The 13,867-nt window shown below is 62.3% G+C and carries 17 protein-coding genes and 1 pseudogene; 7 read left to right on the forward strand and 11 right to left on the reverse strand.

Annotation, left to right across the window (positions count from 1 at the left end; all coding sequences use genetic code 11):
- Nucleotides 1-88: 88 nt before the first annotated feature.
- From msrB to NKI88_RS12750, 4 genes are all read right to left on the reverse strand, one after another.
- The gene (gene msrB, locus NKI88_RS12735) at nt 89-583 is read right to left on the reverse strand and encodes a peptide-methionine (R)-S-oxide reductase MsrB (RefSeq protein WP_352655421.1); all 495 of its coding nucleotides are present in this window, start codon (nt 581-583) and stop codon (nt 89-91) included.
- A 211-nt stretch (nt 584-794) separates the two neighbouring features.
- Nucleotides 795-1,352, reverse strand: a complete 558-nt coding sequence (locus NKI88_RS12740; protein WP_023693011.1) for a fasciclin domain-containing protein — start codon at nt 1,350-1,352, stop codon at nt 795-797.
- Between the two features lie 224 nt (nt 1,353-1,576).
- Nucleotides 1,577-2,299, reverse strand: coding sequence for an anti-sigma factor (locus tag NKI88_RS12745; protein WP_023703790.1), 723 nt, complete (start codon nt 2,297-2,299; stop codon nt 1,577-1,579).
- The gene (locus NKI88_RS12750; RefSeq protein ID WP_023673234.1) at nt 2,296-2,835 is read right to left on the reverse strand and encodes a sigma-70 family RNA polymerase sigma factor; all 540 of its coding nucleotides are present in this window, start codon (nt 2,833-2,835) and stop codon (nt 2,296-2,298) included. Before NKI88_RS12750 ends, NKI88_RS12745 begins: the two co-directional genes overlap by 4 nt.
- A gap of 302 nt (nt 2,836-3,137) precedes the next feature.
- On the opposite strand from NKI88_RS12750, the gene NKI88_RS12755 reads away from it, so the two are divergent.
- Nucleotides 3,138-3,479 (forward strand): amidase family protein, encoded by a 342-nt coding sequence (locus tag NKI88_RS12755; protein WP_023703791.1) that lies wholly within the window; start codon nt 3,138-3,140, stop codon nt 3,477-3,479.
- Between the two features lie 77 nt (nt 3,480-3,556).
- Nucleotides 3,557-4,450 carry an acetylglutamate kinase gene (gene argB, locus NKI88_RS12760; protein ID WP_013528489.1) on the forward strand — a complete coding sequence of 298 codons (894 nt, stop codon included), beginning with the start codon at nt 3,557-3,559 and terminating at the stop codon, nt 4,448-4,450.
- 42 nt (nt 4,451-4,492) lie between these two features.
- On the opposite strand, the gene NKI88_RS12765 is transcribed toward argB, so the two are convergent.
- From NKI88_RS12765 to NKI88_RS12775, 3 genes and pseudogenes are all read right to left on the reverse strand, one after another.
- Nucleotides 4,493-4,891, reverse strand: a complete 399-nt coding sequence (locus tag NKI88_RS12765; RefSeq protein WP_352655424.1) for a RidA family protein — start codon at nt 4,889-4,891, stop codon at nt 4,493-4,495.
- A gap of 314 nt (nt 4,892-5,205) precedes the next feature.
- Nucleotides 5,206-5,538 (reverse strand): annotated as a pseudogene (locus NKI88_RS12770) (cobalamin-dependent protein); the annotation flags it as partial.
- A 111-nt stretch (nt 5,539-5,649) separates the two neighbouring features.
- A complete protein-coding gene (locus NKI88_RS12775) occupies nt 5,650-6,126 on the reverse strand; it encodes an Lrp/AsnC family transcriptional regulator (RefSeq protein WP_352655426.1) in 477 nt (158 codons plus the stop codon).
- A gap of 139 nt (nt 6,127-6,265) precedes the next feature.
- Here NKI88_RS12775 and phhA point away from each other — a divergent pair, with 139 nt between their 5' ends.
- Entirely contained in the window at nt 6,266-7,102 is an 837-nt protein-coding gene (phhA, locus tag NKI88_RS12780) for a phenylalanine 4-monooxygenase (protein WP_352655428.1), read from the forward strand.
- A 196-nt stretch (nt 7,103-7,298) separates the two neighbouring features.
- On the opposite strand, the gene NKI88_RS12785 is transcribed toward phhA, so the two are convergent.
- From NKI88_RS12785 to NKI88_RS12795, 3 genes are all read right to left on the reverse strand, one after another.
- On the reverse strand, nt 7,299-8,738 hold the full coding sequence (locus tag NKI88_RS12785) for a GMC oxidoreductase (protein ID WP_352655430.1): 1,440 nt from the start codon (nt 8,736-8,738) through the stop codon (nt 7,299-7,301).
- On the reverse strand, nt 8,735-8,905 hold the full coding sequence (locus NKI88_RS12790; protein ID WP_023673226.1) for a hypothetical protein: 171 nt from the start codon (nt 8,903-8,905) through the stop codon (nt 8,735-8,737). The genes NKI88_RS12785 and NKI88_RS12790 overlap by 4 nt, the downstream gene beginning before the upstream one ends.
- Nucleotides 8,906-9,082: 177 nt before the next feature.
- Nucleotides 9,083-9,844, reverse strand: coding sequence for a GGDEF domain-containing protein (locus NKI88_RS12795; protein ID WP_352655432.1), 762 nt, complete (start codon nt 9,842-9,844; stop codon nt 9,083-9,085).
- Nucleotides 9,845-10,019: 175 nt separating this feature from the next.
- Between NKI88_RS12795 and NKI88_RS12800 the strand changes: the two genes are divergently transcribed.
- Complete coding sequence (locus NKI88_RS12800) at nt 10,020-10,739, forward strand: pyrimidine 5'-nucleotidase (RefSeq protein WP_023687469.1); 720 nt, start codon at nt 10,020-10,022, stop codon at nt 10,737-10,739.
- 80 nt (nt 10,740-10,819) lie between these two features.
- On the opposite strand, the gene NKI88_RS12805 is transcribed toward NKI88_RS12800, so the two are convergent.
- A complete protein-coding gene (locus NKI88_RS12805) occupies nt 10,820-11,665 on the reverse strand; it encodes an LOG family protein (protein ID WP_023681343.1) in 846 nt (281 codons plus the stop codon).
- A gap of 148 nt (nt 11,666-11,813) precedes the next feature.
- Here NKI88_RS12805 and dapD point away from each other — a divergent pair, with 148 nt between their 5' ends.
- From dapD to NKI88_RS12820, 3 genes are read left to right on the forward strand one after another with little or no spacing between them, the layout of a single operon-like run.
- On the forward strand, nt 11,814-12,668 hold the full coding sequence (gene dapD / locus NKI88_RS12810) for a 2,3,4,5-tetrahydropyridine-2,6-dicarboxylate N-succinyltransferase (protein WP_023673222.1): 855 nt from the start codon (nt 11,814-11,816) through the stop codon (nt 12,666-12,668).
- On the forward strand, nt 12,665-13,069 hold the full coding sequence (locus tag NKI88_RS12815; RefSeq protein WP_081725464.1) for a DUF805 domain-containing protein: 405 nt from the start codon (nt 12,665-12,667) through the stop codon (nt 13,067-13,069). The genes dapD and NKI88_RS12815 overlap by 4 nt, the downstream gene beginning before the upstream one ends.
- A gap of 21 nt (nt 13,070-13,090) precedes the next feature.
- Entirely contained in the window at nt 13,091-13,861 is a 771-nt protein-coding gene (locus NKI88_RS12820; protein ID WP_352655434.1) for a hypothetical protein, read from the forward strand.
- Nucleotides 13,862-13,867: the final 6 nt, after the last annotated feature.

Raw genomic sequence — 13,867 nt, forward strand, 5'->3', positions numbered from 1 at the left:
AGTTGACTGTTTTCGCCCCATTTCAAGATATAGGAGGCGGTCGTCACACCGGCGCCAAATCCCCACCCCGCTAAAAGACGCCGAACGGTCAGGCAGTGGCCGGCTTGAAGCTGAGCGCAACGCCGTTGATGCAATGGCGCAGGCCGGTCGGCGCCGGGCCATCGTCGAAGACATGGCCGAGATGGCCGCCACAGCGGCGGCAGTGGACCTCGGTACGGGTCATGCCGAGCGAACGGTCCTCGGTCTTGCCGACGGCGTTGGCAATCTCTTGCCAGAAGCTCGGCCAGCCGGTGCCGGAATCGAACTTGGTCTCCGAGGAATAGACCGGCAGGTCGCAACCGGCGCAGGCGAAAATGCCCTTGCGATGCTCGTTCAGCAGCGGGCTGGTGCCGGGATACTCGGTGCCTTCCTTGCGCAGCACGTTGAAGGCTTCGTCGGACAGGATGGCGTGCCATTCGGTGTCGGTCTTGGTGACCTCGAAGGTTTCGGCAGCCTTAGCGGGCCCGCCCATGCGCAACGTTGCCGCCGCGCCGGCCACGGCAGCGATGGCGGCGCCGCTCAAAAGCAAATCTCGACGGTTCATGACAGAAATCCTCCTGCGGGTTGTTTTGCCAAATTTGGCCGCCACTGGAAAATCAAAAGCCGGTGACGGTTGTCCTGCAAACGAACGCTCCACACCGGCTCCGCGCTTGTTGCGGACGGGATGGAGCGCTCGGTCGTTTGCTCGGCCCACGGGGGCGGGGCCGCGCAATCTGCAGGAGCTTACCGCCTGTTCGTCGGCGGCAGGGGCTTTGTTACATCTTCGGCAGCAGGACCTTGTCGATGACGTGGATGACGCCGTTCGACTGCTCGACGTCGGCGATCGTCACATTGGCGACATTGCCGTTCTCGTCGGTCACGGTGACCTTGCCGCCATCAGCCTTGAGCGACAGCTCGCAGCCGCCGACCGTCTTGACCTTGTGGGTGCCGCCATCGGCCTTGGCCATCGAGGCGACATCGGCGCCCATCGCCTTGGCGCCGATGACATGGCAGGTCAGGATCTTGGTGAGCTTGTCCTTGTTCTCGGGCTTGAGCAGCGACTCGACCGTGCCAGCCGGAAGCGCGGCGAAGGCCTCATTGGTCGGCGCGAACACGGTGAACGGGCCGGCGCCCTGCAGTGTCTCGACCAGGCCGGCAGCCTTGACGGCGGCGACCAGTGTCGTGTGATCCTTCGAATTGACGGCGTTCTCAACGATGTTCTTGTTGGCGTACATGGCGGCGCCGCCAACCATCGGATTCTCGGCATAGGCGATTGTGGCGAGGGCGGAGACGGCAATGGTACCGGCGAGCAAAAGGGTGGCGATTCTACGCATAGTGTTCGAACTCCTCGGGGTTATTGTTTCCTCTTTCGGGAACATGAGGAGATACGGAATAGAACTGCCTGAGTTTCCGCGCGCCGGGAAAAATTTATCCTTTATTTTGTCGCCGAATTATCTCCGGAGATCGAATCCGTAATCTCCAGCAGCGTATCCAAAACGAAAACAGCGGAAGATGTACTTCCGCTGTCTTCATTGTCACGTCATGATCTTACGATTTATCAGATGCCCTTCAGGTCGCCCGCGGCAACGACCGGTCCGGTCGGCTGTCCCGTCGTCGAACCGCCCGTCGGCTCGACGCTGACAGCAAGCACGGCGCCTTGCGCCAGCTTCTGCTGCACGGCCGGGGTAACCGGGATATGGGCGACCTGGCCGGCGGGGATGACGCCCATCGAGACCGGAGCATTCTTGCCTTCGATCATCCACAGTTCGAAGTCCTTGCCGGCGGCGCGTTCGCCCGAAACCAGCGACAGGCCGACATCGCGGCGGGAAGCGTCGTAGACGACAAGGTATTTGACATCGCTGCCTTCGGCAGCCAGCGAGGCGACGAGGCGCTCCTGCGGCACGACGACCGGCGACCTGACGTAAGGCACGGCGACATAGAGCACCAGGGCCGCGAGAGCCGCTGCGGTGAGGCCGCGCCAGAAGCTAAGGCTGGACCACAGGCTGCCGCTCGGGGCCGTCATCGACGCCGCGGTGGAGGAGAACAGCCGGCGATCGATAGCCGGCTTGATGGTGGCCGGCGGCTCTACCTCAGCATAAGCGGCAGCCATCGGCGAGAGGTTTACTTCCCAGGAATCGACGAGACGGGCAAAGCCGGTCTCCGCGTCGATGCGTCCGGAGGCTATCTGGCGCTCATCCGCCGGCAGCACGCCGAGAACGTATTCGGCTGCGAGCAGGTCGTCGCCTCCACGTTCCGGTCCATTTTCTTCTGCCAGGGTCATCTTTCCAGACATTCTCTAAGTTTCAACAGGCTGCGGCGCAGCCATGTCCGCATCGTGTTGAGCGGAACCTTGTGACGTTCCGCGAGCTCGGCGTAACTTTCGCCGTTCAAATAAGCACCCCGAACGGCTTGCGCCCGGTCTTGTTCCAACTCTTCAAGGCACTGATAGATGCGCTCGGATTCACCGCCCGCAACAACCATAGCCTCTGGCCCCGGACCGGGGTCAGCCACGTCGAGCGCGGCATCGATATCGGCAGCAGGCTTGCGTCGCGACCGGATGCGATCAATCGCATGATTGCGTGCTATGGCCACCAGCCAGGAGATTGGGCTGAGATCAGAAACAGCGAAACGATCCGCCTTCGTCCACACTTTGACGAAGACCTCTTGCAGCGCTTCTTCCGCATCTCCGCGATCCTTCAATACACGAAGGCACACGCCGAAAAGTTTCGCACTGGTTTGCCGGTAAAGCAGATCGAACGCAGTCCGATCCTTCATCGAGGTCCGGACAATCAGGGTGGAGATATCCTGCGGCGTCATACGGACAAGCTAAGCGATCACAATTTATTTGCAAAGGCAGAAATCTTGTTGTCCACGCAAACGATGTCCGCGCCCGATCGCCAGTAATCGCCGGTCGGTGCCAAGGAAATCGGCTGTCGTTAGCCTCCCGCAGAAAGGGGAACAGCAATGTCGGCCGAACGGATGCTGTGGGAGAACGATGCGACCGGGCTTGGCGGAGCTGGTGCATAGAGGCGAATCTCGCCGCCGGACCTTGTCGATGCTGCGATCGCGCGCGCCGAGGCAACCCGATCATTGTGCATCCGCCGCTTGCCTGAGGCGCCATGGGCCCGAAGGGGGCCGACGAGCTCATCGAAAACCTGCTCGACAAATTGCATCTGACCCGTCTCTTGGAGATCAGATCCCTGTTTGGGCAATTGATGGACAAGAGCCTGTGGTTCACCCACCGGCCGGCGATCCAGAATGTCAGCGGCCAGCCGTCGATCGCGCTGCCGGTCCATGTCACCGATGCCGGCCTGCCGCTTGGCATCCAGGCCGTCGGCCGCCCCGGCGACGAGCAGGACGCTTTTGTCGCTTGCCGCGCAGATGGAGAAGGTTTCCGGGTGGCTGACGCGGCGGGCGCCGCTCAAGGTGCCGGCCTGATCCGGCAGATTTCATCATCGTGATAGCAAAGCTGTTTGCGGCCTGGGCCAATTCCCGCTAAGACGCCGCCGTCCTTACCCGCATCCAGGGAACCATGCCGATGACGGAGATCACCGCCACCGCCGAAATGCAGGCCGCCCTGCTCTCGCGGGCCCTGCCCTATATGCAGCGCTACGAGCACAAGACGGTGGTGGTGAAATATGGCGGTCATGCCATGGGCGATATCGAGCTCGGCAAGGCTTTCGCCCGTGACATCGCGCTGCTGAAGCAGTCCGGCGTCAACCCGATCGTCGTCCATGGCGGCGGGCCGCAGATCGGCGCCATGCTGGCCAAGATGGGCATCGAATCCAAGTTCGAAGGCGGACTGCGCGTCACGGATCAGAAGACGGTCGAAATCGTCGAGATGGTGCTGGCCGGTTCGATCAACAAGGAGATCGTCGCGCTGATCAACGCCGAGGGCGAATGGGCGATCGGCCTGTGCGGCAAGGACGGCAACATGGTGTTCGCCGAAAAGGCTCGCAAGACCATGATCGACCCGGATTCCAACATTGAGCGTGTGCTCGATCTCGGTTTCGTCGGCGAACCGGTCGAAGTCGACCGCACCCTGCTCGACCTGCTGGCGCGCTCCGAAATGATCCCGGTGCTGGCGCCGGTGGCGCCCGGCCGCGATGGCCATACCTACAACATCAATGCCGACACCTTCGCCGGCGCCATCGCCGGCGCCTGCCAGGCGACGCGCCTTTTGTTCCTGACCGACGTGCCCGGCGTGCTCGACAAGAACAAGAAGCTGATCGACGAGCTGACGGTGGCCGAAGCCAAGGCGCTGATCAAGGACGGCACGGTGTCGGGCGGCATGATCCCCAAAGTCGAGACCTGCATCGAGGCGATCGAGCGCGGCGTCGAAGGCGTCGTCATCCTCAACGGCAAGACGCCGCATGCGGTGCTGCTGGAATTGTTCACCGAACACGGCGCCGGCACGCTAATCGTGCCCTGATCGGCAACTGGCTTGGCGGCCAGTTGGTCGGCTGGCCAGCCCTTAGGCAGGCTGGGGCAGGCGCGCGATGACCTTTATCTCGAAGTCGAAGCCGGCTAACCAGTTGACGCCGACCGCCGTCCAATTGGTGTAGGGCGGTTCACCGAACACCTTCAGCCGAACGGCATCGATCACGGGCCATTGCGTTGGCGGATCGGTGTGGAAGGTGGTCACGTCGACTATATCGTCGAACGTGGCGCCCGCTGCTTTCAGCACTGCCGCGAGATTATCGAAGGCAAGCTGGACCTGCTTTTCGAAGACAGGTTCGGGCGACCCGTCCTCGCGGCTGCCGACCTGGCCCGAGACGAACAAAAGATCGCCCGATCGTATTGCAGCAGAATAGCGATTGATCTCATAGAGAGCCTGCAGGCCGGCAGGAAAGATTGCGTCACGTTTGGTCATTTTCTCTCCATTGTCCGGGTACTCACATACGTCCCGTATGCATGAGGTGGATACATACGCTGCGTATGTCAATACGCATGCGGTATTATCTACGAATGGCAGCGAGCCTGTCAGGGGCCGGCCGAGATCGCGACAGCCGCTTCGGCCGCTTGCGCGACGGGCGCATGACGACCATGGATTCCTCATCGGCATCCTGCGGCGCGCCCCAGAACTCAGCCAGCGTCTGACCATCCTTGAGGCGGCGGTCGCGGGCCAGAAAACCCCAGACCTCGCGGAACCACACGCGGCGGCCCATTTGCGTGTACCAGCGCATCGTCGCGCCAGTGATAGGTCGGGAACACGCCGCCATAGATCACCAGCGTCGCCGGCTCGAGCGCCTTGACCATGCGGGCGATCGCGAGCGCGGTGGGATGCGCCGAGGTCGAGCCGGAATGGCCGATCAGGATGCAATCGGGCTGGCCGCTGAGCGCATCGCGCACCAGCGTTTCCAACGGCATCTGCCCGAATTCGGCATCGACCAGCCGGACTTTATGGCCGGCGTCGATAAGCGGGCCGCCCAGTGCCAGCAGGCCGAGCGGTGGCAGATGGTCATCGGGCACGCGGCTCCCGATGGCGGTGTGCGGCGGATTGATCAGCACGATGTTCATGACGGACCTTTGAGCGACGGTCCGCATGGCGTAGCCGGCGTTTCAGTTTCGCATTTGGGCTCCGTTCAGCAGTTTGCGTGCAGCTTTTCCGCAGAAATGGCGGTGCGTGTCCTACCGCCTGAGGTGGGCGAGCGGCACGTGGCCCGGGCCCTTGATGTTCTGCAGCACCAGCTGGGTGTGAACGTCGCGCACGCCGGCAAGGCGCATCAGGCGGTGCATGACGAAGGCGTTGAGTTCGTCGACCGACGGCACCATGACGTGCAGCAGGAAATCGTGGTCGCCGGTCATCGTCCAGCATGACGACACTTCGTCCATGCGTTGCACGGCGGCGATGAAGGTTTCGGGCGAACCGTCGCTGTGGCTGGTGAGCCGCACCTGGATGAACACCTCGACCATCAGGCCGACGGCGCGGCGGTTGAGCACGGCGGCAAAGCCCTTGATGATGCCGGCCTCCTGCAGCGCCTCGAAACGGCGGGCGCAAGGCGTCGTCGACAGGCCGATCTCCTGCGCCAGTTCGGACACGGGCTTGCGTCCATCGCGCTGAAGCACGTCCAGCATCTTGATCTCGAAATCGTCGAACTGAAGCATTTTCACTCTCTTTCGGCTTCTGCTTGGTGATTTTTACCTCAAATCATGGACCCAAGCCATCATCAAAGGTGAATTGCCTCGCCGGCTGCCGCTAGATTCGGCAGACAGATTCAAGCGTCACGATCAGGGGAGAAGAACCATGACGACGATGAGCGTTGCCGAATATGCCCGTGATTGCGCGGCGCAAGGCCTGCGTGGCGACTATTCGGTCTGCCGTTCCGATTTCACCGTGGCGCAGGGCTATGATTACAGCGCCGAAGAACAGGCGGTGTGGCGCACGTTGTGCGACCGGCAGACCAAGCTGACGCAGAAGCTGGCGCACCATTCCTATCTCGATGGCGTCGCCGCACTCGGCCTGCTCGACAAGATCCCGGATTTCGGCGCGGTCTCAGACAAGCTGCGCAAGCTGACCGGCTGGGAAATCGTCGCCGTGCCTGGCCTCATCCCGGCCGCGCCCTTCTTCGACCATCTCGCCAACCGGCGCTTTCCGGTGACCAACTGGCTGCGCACCAAGGACGAGCTCGACTACATCGTCGAACCCGACATGTTCCACGACTTCTTCGGCCATGTGCCCATCCTGACACAGCCGGTGTTTGCCGACTTCATGCAGATGTATGGCGAAAAGGCCGAGAGCGTGATTGCGCTGGGCGGTGACGAGATGATCACCCGGCTCTACTGGTACACCGCCGAATACGGGCTGATACAGGAGGAGGGCCAGAAGCTGAAAGCTTTCGGCGCCGGGCTGATGTCGTCATTCACCGAATTGCAGTTCGCCGTCGCGAGCCCGGACGCGCACCGCGTGCCCTTCGACCTCGAAACGGTGATGCGCACCGGCTACGAGATCGACAAGTTCCAGCGCGCCTATTTCGTGCTGCCGTCTTTCGACGTGTTGCGCGATGCGTTCCGGACCGCCGATTTCAAGGCGATCGTCGCCCGCCGCAAGGGGCAGCCAGCACTGGATCCAGCGACGGTTTAGCAAATCCTGAAGGGTTTGCGCGGCACCTACCCCCACCCTTAATCCCTCCCCACAAGGGGAGGGAGATCTCGTTGGCGCTGATTTCCGAGGGTTTCGACACCAAGGCATGGGTAGCGCCGGTAGCAATCCTGTCGCGCCGTTCGCTTTTTTGACAATCAGACGGTGATGACTTCTTCACACCGGGGGGATGACTTCGTCACACCGTGATTACTTTGGTCAGATGGTCGCCTAGCCGGCAGGCAAGTGCGGTGATCGTCGTCGTCGGGTTGCATTCGCCCGACGTGCAGAATACCGAGGAACCGCCGACATAGAGATTGTCCATGCCGTGCACCTTGCAGTTGGCGTCGACCACGCTCTTGACGACATCGGTGCCCATGCGCGTGCCGCCCATATGATGGTGGCCGGCCAGTTCCTCATCCGTCGGGTAGTCCTCGCCATTGGTCAGCCAGTCCATGATGCGGACGCGGCCGAGGTCCTTCTCGATCAGCGTCGTTCCGAACAGCTTGAGCCCCTCGAGGATGGTGCGGCGCTCCAACGGCGACTTCTTCCAGTGCAGCTCGATGCGCGGCACGCCGGCACGGTCGACATCGGTCTTCGACAATTCGATATGGTTCGAGGCCAGCGGCGCCTGTTCCCAGGCGACGTAGAGCTGGGCGGCGCAGCGCAGGTTCTGGCTGAGCTGGTAGGCGACCCATTCGGCGGCCTCGGGCGCGGTGCAGGCAAGGTCGGCAATCAGGCTCTTGACGCCGGCATAGGGCGTCTCGATCAGGCGTATGCCGAAATTCATGATCTGCAGCCGCTCCATGGCGGCGAGCGTCGGCGAGAAGAACGCCTCGTTGACGGCATCGACCTCGAACTCGCTGTAATCGGCCAGGATGGCATTGCCTCCCTCGAAGGTCGGGTGCTCCATCCAGTAGCGGCCAAGTGCCGTGGCGTTCGGCACCACGCCGCCATTGGAGCGCTGGTTCGACCATAGAAGCAGCCGCGAATTCTCCAGCCCGCCGGCGCAGACGATGAAATAATCGGCGCTGAAAGCGCCGGCATCCTTGCCGTTCGACCACAGCCCGGCGCCGGTCACTCGTTTGCCGTCCCCGGCAAGTTCGGTGGCATAGGTGTTGAGCACGAGCGCTATGTTTTTGCTCTTGTCGAGCTCGTCGGAGAATTTCTCGCCAAAGCGCACGGCCGGGCTCTTGATCAGCTGCACCCAGTGTATGTCGTCTGAAATCGGCACATCGGGCTTGAAGTCGGGAAGCTCGAGTATGTCGTGCACCTCGGACAGATAAGGCTCGATGTCGGCGCGGCTGATTGGCCAGCCGGTGTCCGGCGCCCATGCCTTGGGTTCGAAGTCCTGCTTGTCGAGCACGCGGCACCAGCCGGCCCAGTGGTTCGACGACCCGCCCATGAGGCGCAGCCGGGTGATGTCGAGATCGAAATATTGATCGCCGACCGTGGAGCCGCGGTAGAAATCCTGCGACTCGTCGCTGAATTCGCGTGCGCCGGCCTCCAGCACCACGACCGGAATGCCGGCGGCGCCGAGCTTTCTGGCAATGGTGGTGCCGGCCGGCCCGGAGCCGAGAATGCAGACCTTGGGCTTGAAATCCGAGGCTCGAAACGCCTCATAGCTGTCGAAGATCATGCCAGGTCGCTCCGCTTCAGGATCCAGCCATTGACCACGACGATCTCGTCGGGATCGGCCGGGGGGCGGTCGCTGTCAGGCAGCTTGCGAAAAAGCTGTAGCGCCGGCATCGCAATCAGCGCCTGCACGATGGTGCGGCGCGACATTTTCCTGATGAAGAAACTCATGACACGTCTCTGGATGGGGGCTTCGATCCACGCATGGCGTTCCCTGAACGGCACAGGTACCGGCCAGACATGCCATTCCCGTGCCAAGCCTTGCCTGTAAACGAGTTACAACCCGGTAAACGGCGCAGTTGCGTGGAAACAATGTTGGCGAACCGTTAACCGCCCCACCACCAACACCTAGGCAGCTTCGGAAATGTCCCGGTCGAGGATCGACAAATTGCGGCCGCGGTGCTTGGCCTCGTAGAGCCGGCGGTCGGCGGCGCGCATCAGGTCCGAGACATCGGCATCTTGCGCACAGGTGATGCCGCCGATCGAGACGGTCAGCGGCACCGTGCGCTCGTCGACCGGACGAAAGCGGACCAGCTCGACTTCACGGCGGATGCGCTCGGCCACGCGCCGGGCTTCGGCTTCCGTAGCGCCGACCAGGAAGGCGCCGAACTCCTCACCGCCAATGCGGCCGAGCACGTCGCCGCTGCGGACGCCGCGCTCGATGGCGCTGGCGATCAACACCAGTGCGTCATCGCCGGTCAGATGGCCGAAACTGTCGTTGATCGCCTTGAAATGGTCGGCGTCGATGATCAGCAGCGCGCCGCGATCGGATTTGCGCCGCGAGCCGTCCAACGCGGCAAAGAAGCTCTCGCGGTTGAGCATGCCGGTCATGTCGTCGCGGCTCGCCTTCGCCGACAGGCGCCGATGCGCGGTGGCGAGCTGGGCATGCGCGCGGGCGAGATCGCGATGCGCGTTTTTCAGTCGGTCGCTCTGCCAGAAGGTGCTGGCGCAGGCGATCCAGGCGAGCGCCAGCGGGCACACCGTCGATGTCAGCCAGACAGTGCGGTCGACCGGAAAACCCATGGCGGGAACGATGATCAGCGTCAGCAAAAGCGAGATGGCTACCGAGCCGAATGCGACCGCGGCGGACTTTAAGACTATGCGACTCATCGCTGGCTCCCACTGAACCGTCTCTGTGCCAGCAAGCCCTGAAGGCCACCTTTCCGTGATGGCTAAAATTTGAATGGTGAGCCCATTTTTACAACTCTAGATGCACATAGGTTGTGGATAAGCTCTACATCAGAAAGGGGTTCGAACGGCAGATATTTCATGCCATAAGGACGCCATGACCACGCTGCCCGATCCCGCCCGCTTCGCCCATGTCACCGACTGGGTGTTCGACCTCGACAACACGCTTTATCCGCACCATTCGAATCTGTTTTCGCAGATCGACGTCAAGATGACGGCCTATGTCGGAGAACTACTCACGCTGCCGCGCGAGGAAGCGCGCAAGCTGCAGAAGGAACTCTATCTCGAATATGGCACGACGCTGAACGGGCTGATGACGCGTCACGGCATCGACCCCGACGACTTTCTCGAAAAGGTGCATGATATCGACTATTCGTGGCTGGTGCCGGATCCGGTGCTGGGCACCGCTATCCGCCAGCTGCCCGGCCGCAAGTTCATCTTCACCAATGGCGACCGCAGGCACGCCGAGCGCACCGCGCGCCAGCTCGGCATACTCGACCATTTCGACGACATTTTCGATATCGTCGCCGCCGGGCTGACGCCGAAGCCGTCGCGGCAGACCTATGAGAAGTTTGCCGAACTGCACGCCGTCACCGGACACAATGCGGTGATGTTCGAGGATCTCGCCCGCAACCTCGAGGTGCCGAAATCACTGGGCATGACCACGGTGCTGGTGGTGCCGCGCAATTTCGAGCCGACCTTTGCCGAGATCTGGGAACGCGATCCGGCCAATGAGGACGACGTCGATTTCGTCACCGACGATCTCGCGACGTTTCTGACGGGGATAGTGGAGGGGGTAGAGGAATTGAGGAGCTGAAGAATTGAAGAACTGGTGAAAGGGAGACCGATCCGGACCTCCTTTTCCTCAATTCTTCAGTTCTTCAATTCCCGGTTCCCCTACTCCCCCAACTTGTAGAAGCGGCTGATGATCCCCCAGGCCTCGTCGGCGGTGTCGACAAAGTCGATGATATCCTGGTCGCCGGGCGTGATGGTGCCTTGTTCGGCCAGGAAATCGAGGTCGATCGCGCGCTGCCAGAACGCCTTGCCGAACAGGATCACCGGCACGCGCTCCATGCGGCCGGTCTGGATCAGCGTCAGCGTCTCGAAGAATTCGTCCATTGTACCGAAGCCGCCCGGAAACACCGCGACGGCCTTGGCGCGCATGACGAAATGCATCTTGCGGATGGCGAAATAGTGGAAGTTGAAGCACAGCTCCGGGGTCACATAGGCGTTCGGCGCCTGCTCGTGTGGCAGGACGATGTTGAGGCCGATCGACGGCGCGCCGACATCGTCGGCGCCGCGATTTCCCGCCTCCATCACGCCTGGGCCGCCACCGGTGACGACGACGAATTCGCGGTAGTAGGACGTGGCCGATTGCTGTGAGCAGAGGCGGGCGAATTTGCGCGCCTCCTCGTAGTATTTGCTGTTTTCCTCGAGGTTTTTCTTCTGCGTCTCGTTCTTGGCGGCCCAGGCCTCGCCGCCGGGCTCGGGAATACGCGCGCCGCCGAACAGGATGACCGTCGAGCGGATGCCGCGCTCGGCCAGGATCATTTCGGGCTTCAAGAGCTCAAGCTGCAAGCGCACAGCGCGCAATTCCCGGCGCGTCATGAAGTCGGGATCGTTCCAGGCCAGCCGGTAGGTTTCGGCGCGCGTCTGCGGCGTGTCGGGAACGCTTTTCGAGCGCTCCAGATCCTCGTCCGAATGCGGCAGCGGCGTCCATCCCGCCTTTTCCATAGGAGTCATATGCTTTCTACCCGTCCCAACAGTTCACTTGCGCCGTCCCATGGCGCACGCGCGATTGACCCCCAATACGCCTTAACATAGGGTCCGCGCGACTTTCAAAACAAGGTTAAGGCCGACGGCCTTAACAGCGTGGTAACGGAGCGAATTCATGTCGAAGCCTGATCTGGCCAGCCTCGAAAAGACGATCGAGAAGGCCTTCGAGGAGCGCGACACGATTTCGACCGCGACTCGGGGCGAAACGCGCGACGCCATCCAGTCCTCACTCGACCTGCTCGACCGTGGCACCGTGCGCGTTGCCGAGCGCCAGGCCGATGGCAAATGGCATGTCAACCAATGGCTGAAGAAGGCGGTGCTGCTCTCGTTCCGGCTCTATCCGATGGAGATCATCAAGGGCGGCCCCGGCCAGGCGGTCTGGTGGGACAAGGTGGCGTCGAAGTTCGACGGCTGGAGCGCGGTCGATTTCGAGAAGGCAGGCTTCCGCGCCGTGCCGTCTTCGATCGTGCGCCGCTCGGCCTATGTCGCGCCGGGCGCGGTGCTGATGCCGTCCTTCGTCAATGTCGGCGCCTATGTCGATAGCGGCACCATGGTCGACACCTGGGCCTCGGTCGGCTCCTGCGCCCAGATCGGCAAGAATGTGCACCTCTCGGGCGGCGTAGGCATCGGCGGGGTGCTGGAGCCGATGCAGGCCGGCCCGACCATCATCGAGGACAATTGCTTCATCGGCGCGCGCTCCGAAGTGGTCGAGGGCTGCATCGTGCGCGAAGGCTCGGTGCTCGGAATGGGTGTGTTCATCGGCCAGTCGACCAAGATCGTCGACCGCGCCACCGGCGAAGTGTTTTATGGCGAGGTGCCGCCGAATTCGGTCGTCGTCGCCGGCTCGATGCCGGGCAAGGCCTTTCCGAACAACGAGCCGGGCCCTGGCCTCTACTGCGCCGTCATCGTCAAGCGCGTCGATGCCAAGACCCGGTCGAAAACCTCGATCAACGAACTGCTGCGTGATTGATCCTGTCCGAGCAACCAGAGCGCTCCAGATTGCCCAACACACCACCACTTCCCTGGCTTTTCTTCAGCCTCTCAGGGCGCGTCAGCCCAAGTGCCTACGTGCTCGCCGGGCTGCTGCTGGTGCTTGCACAGTTTTTCCCGCTCTACCAGTTGTCGAGACTGGAACCCGGCACCGCAACCAGCCAGAACTGGGCACTTGTGTTCTGGGTCGTTTTGCTGATCTCGACATGGTCGAGCTTTGCGGTAACCGCAAAGCGGTTTCATGATTTCGGCAAGCCGACTTATTACGCGTTGATCTCTCTTATCATCGGCCCCATTCTTCTCATCGTTCTAGCGTGTTTCCGGGGTGACCCCGGTCCGAACCGCTACGGCAAGCGCAGCAACGCGCCGGCTGAACCATGAGCGCCGACCGGATATCTCGCCATGCGCTACCGCACGCTTGATCCGAAACTGATCATCGACACCGCCGAGCGGCTGGAAGAGCGCGTCGCCGAGCGTTTTCCCGATGCCGGCCTGCGCGGCGTCGCCGCCGAACTGGTGTCGCTGTCGCGCGACCTGGCCAAGGCGGCGCAGGCGCTGGAAGCGCCGATCTGGTGGCTGCGCGGCGCCATCGTCGCCGCAGTTGCCGCCGGCGCGCTGATCTTCCTGTTCGTCGGCACCATCCTGCCGCTCATCCATATCTCGCAGGCCGACGATGCGGTGCAGTCGGTGCAAGGCATCGAAGCCACGATCAACATGATGATCCTTGCCGTGCTCGGCCTGCTGGCGCTGATCCGCACCGAGGAGCGCATCAAGCGCAAGCGGGTGTTTCGCCAGCTGCATGGGTTGAGATCGCTGATCCATGTCATCGACATGCACCAGCTGACCAAGGATCCGGCAGCATTGTCCGCCAATTTCAGGCCGACCGCGCATTCGCCGGCGCGCATCACCAATGCCGCCGACCTGGCGCGCTACCTCGACTATTGCTCGGAGATGCTGTCGATCGCCGGCAAGATCGCGGCGCTGTTTGCGCAGTCGGTCAATGACGATGTGGTCATCGACGGCGTCAACGACGTCGAGAACCTGGCGTCCAACCTGTCGCGCAAGATCTGGCAGAAGATCACGCTGATCGAGAACCACCCGGCTGCGCAGCCCCTGCCGGCGCCAGGCTCGGCGAGCAAAGCGCCGGCTCCGAGGCGCGCACCAAAGCTGTGACGCGGC

The organism is Mesorhizobium sp. M0317 (assembly GCF_040321555.1).
GTDB lineage: Bacteria > Pseudomonadota > Alphaproteobacteria > Rhizobiales > Rhizobiaceae > Mesorhizobium.

Excerpts from the sequence above, each read along its gene's own strand:
- msrB (WP_352655421.1), bottom strand. The coding sequence starts at position 583 with ATGAACCGTCGAGATTTGCTTTTGAGCGGCGCCGCCATCGCTGCCGTG.
- NKI88_RS12740 (WP_023693011.1), bottom strand. The coding sequence starts at position 1,352 with ATGCGTAGAATCGCCACCCTTTTGCTCGCCGGTACCATTGCCGTCTCC.
- NKI88_RS12745 (WP_023703790.1), bottom strand. The coding sequence starts at position 2,299 with ATGACCCTGGCAGAAGAAAATGGACCGGAACGTGGAGGCGACGACCTG.
- NKI88_RS12750 (WP_023673234.1), bottom strand. The coding sequence starts at position 2,835 with ATGACGCCGCAGGATATCTCCACCCTGATTGTCCGGACCTCGATGAAG.
- NKI88_RS12755 (WP_023703791.1), top strand. The coding sequence starts at position 3,138 with ATGGGCCCGAAGGGGGCCGACGAGCTCATCGAAAACCTGCTCGACAAA.
- argB (WP_013528489.1), top strand. The coding sequence starts at position 3,557 with ATGACGGAGATCACCGCCACCGCCGAAATGCAGGCCGCCCTGCTCTCG.
- NKI88_RS12765 (WP_352655424.1), bottom strand. The coding sequence starts at position 4,891 with ATGACCAAACGTGACGCAATCTTTCCTGCCGGCCTGCAGGCTCTCTAT.
- NKI88_RS12775 (WP_352655426.1), bottom strand. The coding sequence starts at position 6,126 with ATGCTTCAGTTCGACGATTTCGAGATCAAGATGCTGGACGTGCTTCAG.
- phhA (WP_352655428.1), top strand. The coding sequence starts at position 6,266 with ATGACGACGATGAGCGTTGCCGAATATGCCCGTGATTGCGCGGCGCAA.
- NKI88_RS12785 (WP_352655430.1), bottom strand. The coding sequence starts at position 8,738 with ATGATCTTCGACAGCTATGAGGCGTTTCGAGCCTCGGATTTCAAGCCC.
- NKI88_RS12790 (WP_023673226.1), bottom strand. The coding sequence starts at position 8,905 with ATGAGTTTCTTCATCAGGAAAATGTCGCGCCGCACCATCGTGCAGGCG.
- NKI88_RS12795 (WP_352655432.1), bottom strand. The coding sequence starts at position 9,844 with ATGAGTCGCATAGTCTTAAAGTCCGCCGCGGTCGCATTCGGCTCGGTA.
- NKI88_RS12800 (WP_023687469.1), top strand. The coding sequence starts at position 10,020 with ATGACCACGCTGCCCGATCCCGCCCGCTTCGCCCATGTCACCGACTGG.
- NKI88_RS12805 (WP_023681343.1), bottom strand. The coding sequence starts at position 11,665 with ATGACTCCTATGGAAAAGGCGGGATGGACGCCGCTGCCGCATTCGGAC.
- dapD (WP_023673222.1), top strand. The coding sequence starts at position 11,814 with ATGTCGAAGCCTGATCTGGCCAGCCTCGAAAAGACGATCGAGAAGGCC.
- NKI88_RS12820 (WP_352655434.1), top strand. The coding sequence starts at position 13,091 with ATGCGCTACCGCACGCTTGATCCGAAACTGATCATCGACACCGCCGAG.